We start from the raw sequence: 2,301 nt of genomic DNA, 5'->3' as shown, positions 1-2,301 counted from the left end.
CATCGTATTGGCAATAGTGGGGCTGACAGTTGTAAACTCAACACTTGTGCTTCTATCGGGCATTTGTGCAAATGTTGGGCTGACGTTTGTCAAATGCCCCACCATCGCCAATACGTAGCCGTTGGCAGTAATATTACCCCAAAATTGACGAAATGACTTTATCGAAAGAAAATATAATTTCACTTTTAGAATTAAATTCTTTGTTTGCTTATGACAATCTGAAACAGATTGAAGAATTAAATATTGACCTAAAAAAAGAAGCAGAGTGTTTTTTTACTGGGATTATTAATCGACATTATATATTGACAAAAGATTTACTTATTCTTTTCAAAAATAAAAACTCAACTTATTTAGGTTCACAATTAATTTTATTTCGTTGTATCATTGATGATTTCATTCATCTAACATATATAGTTAATCAAATTGACAGTAATGAAATGATGATAAAGTTTAATTCAGATGCTTACAATAAAAATTTTATACGATTAAAAAAACTAGCAGTTCTCAATGAAACTAAATTAGACGGAAAATATCCTAACTATCCAACTTACAAACAAATTGAAGAATTAAAAGAAAGTTTTAAAAAACAAAACAATAATGCAGAATACTTCATCAATAAAGAAGATTTTAAATTAAAAACGTTTGATAATATGGGAAATATTATTGGAAAACTTAATGATGAAAATTATGCACATAAATTAAGAAGAGCCTACTATTTTTGGGGGCATCTCTCAGATTTTGTACATTATTCTAATTTCAGCTTTAGACTAGAAAGAAAAATTAATCCAAGCCAAGACAATACTTATTTAATGTTTGCTGAAATTATTCAATATTCATATCAAGTAATAAAAACATCTTTTGAATATTTTGAAAGAACATATAAAATTGAACTTATTGATAAAAACAAATTATATGAACGTTACAAAGACGCTGAACATTAAAAAATATTATCCAAACAGTATTTATATTCTTAAACAAAATTAAAATTAAAGTTGATTTAATAAATGAATTCTAAAACCTTAAATATATGAAAACTATTAAACTTATTTTCTTTATCTGCTTTTTTACAAACACATACAGTCAATGTATTTCTTCAATATCTGCTGGAGACTTCTTTACAATTGCAATAAAAACAGATAATTCACTTTGGGCTTGGGGTAGACCTATTGGTGGAAACAATCTTTCAGGAGCAATACCGCCAACACAAATTGGAACTGCTACAAATTGGCAGAAAGTAAGTGCAGGTATGAATCACGTTCTCGCAATAAAAAATGATGGAACTTTATGGGCTTGGGGACAAAACAGCAATGCGCAAGTTGGCGATGGTACAACAATAATTAGATCTACACCAATTCAAATTGGCACCGCTAATAATTGGATGAGTATTTCCGCGGGTAGCTATCATAGTATTGCTCTGAAAACAGATGGAACGTTATGGGCTTGGGGTGCCGCAGATAATGGTCCGGATTTGTTGACACCGACACAAATTGGAACGGCAAATGATTGGGTTAAAATCGAAACTAACGATTCTAATACCCTTGCTTTGAAGACAAATGGAACTTTATGGTATCTAATTGGTAATGATGTAAATAATTTTAACCAAGTTGGAAATTCAAATAATTGGCAAGATTTTTCAATTAATGTGAATTCAAATTGGGGTATAAAAACAGATGGTACTTTATGGAGATTTAATACAGGATTTTCAAGTGCAGTTCAAGAGGGAACAGATAATAATTGGATTTCTGTTTCAGCTGGACAACAGTATGTAATAATTAAAAAATCAAATAATACAATCTGGTGTAAAGGAACGAATACTTATGGTCAATTAGGAACCGGAAACAATCTGGATATTAACACATTACCTATTCAAATAGGAACAAATAGTGATTGGAATAAAATTAGTGCCGCAAGATTTCACACATTATTATTAAATAATAGTAATAATTTATATTCTATGGGATACAATGGTTCAGGAGCTTTAGGTGATGGCACTTATACAGATAAGAATACTCCAATATTATTTAATTGTTCAACACTTGGTATAACAGTTTTCGACAGTGATAGTGTTTCTATATATCCAAATCCTTGTAAAGACTTCTTAAGTGTAGAATTGAAAAATGAAAGTAAAATAGACAATGTTACAATTATAGATATTTCAGGCAAAATACTTTTAGTGGAAAATAACGTTAGTTCAGAAATTGATTTGACTAATTTTAAAACAGGTGTTTATGTTATAAAAATCAATTCAAATGAAAAGGTTATTTATAAAAAAATAGTGAAAAATTAAAAAATACTACTGCC

At 29.3% G+C, this 2,301-nt stretch carries 2 protein-coding genes; both read left to right on the top strand.

Annotated features, from left to right (window positions below; genetic code table 11):
* The first annotated feature begins 152 nt into the window (after positions 1-152).
* Positions 153-941, top strand: coding sequence for a hypothetical protein (locus IAI56_RS15510; RefSeq protein ID WP_187658726.1), 789 nt, complete (start codon positions 153-155; stop codon positions 939-941).
* Between the two features lie 86 nt (positions 942-1,027).
* Positions 1,028-2,287, top strand: coding sequence for a T9SS type A sorting domain-containing protein (locus IAI56_RS15505; RefSeq protein ID WP_187658725.1), 1,260 nt, complete (start codon positions 1,028-1,030; stop codon positions 2,285-2,287).
* Positions 2,288-2,301 lie beyond the last annotated feature (14 nt).

Origin of the sequence: Flavobacterium macrobrachii (genome assembly GCF_014486675.1) — a bacterium.
Classification (GTDB): Bacteria; Bacteroidota; Bacteroidia; order Flavobacteriales; family Flavobacteriaceae; genus Flavobacterium; species Flavobacterium macrobrachii.
Note: the sequence above shows the minus strand (reverse complement) of the source record. Positions and strands in the feature narration are given on the sequence as shown.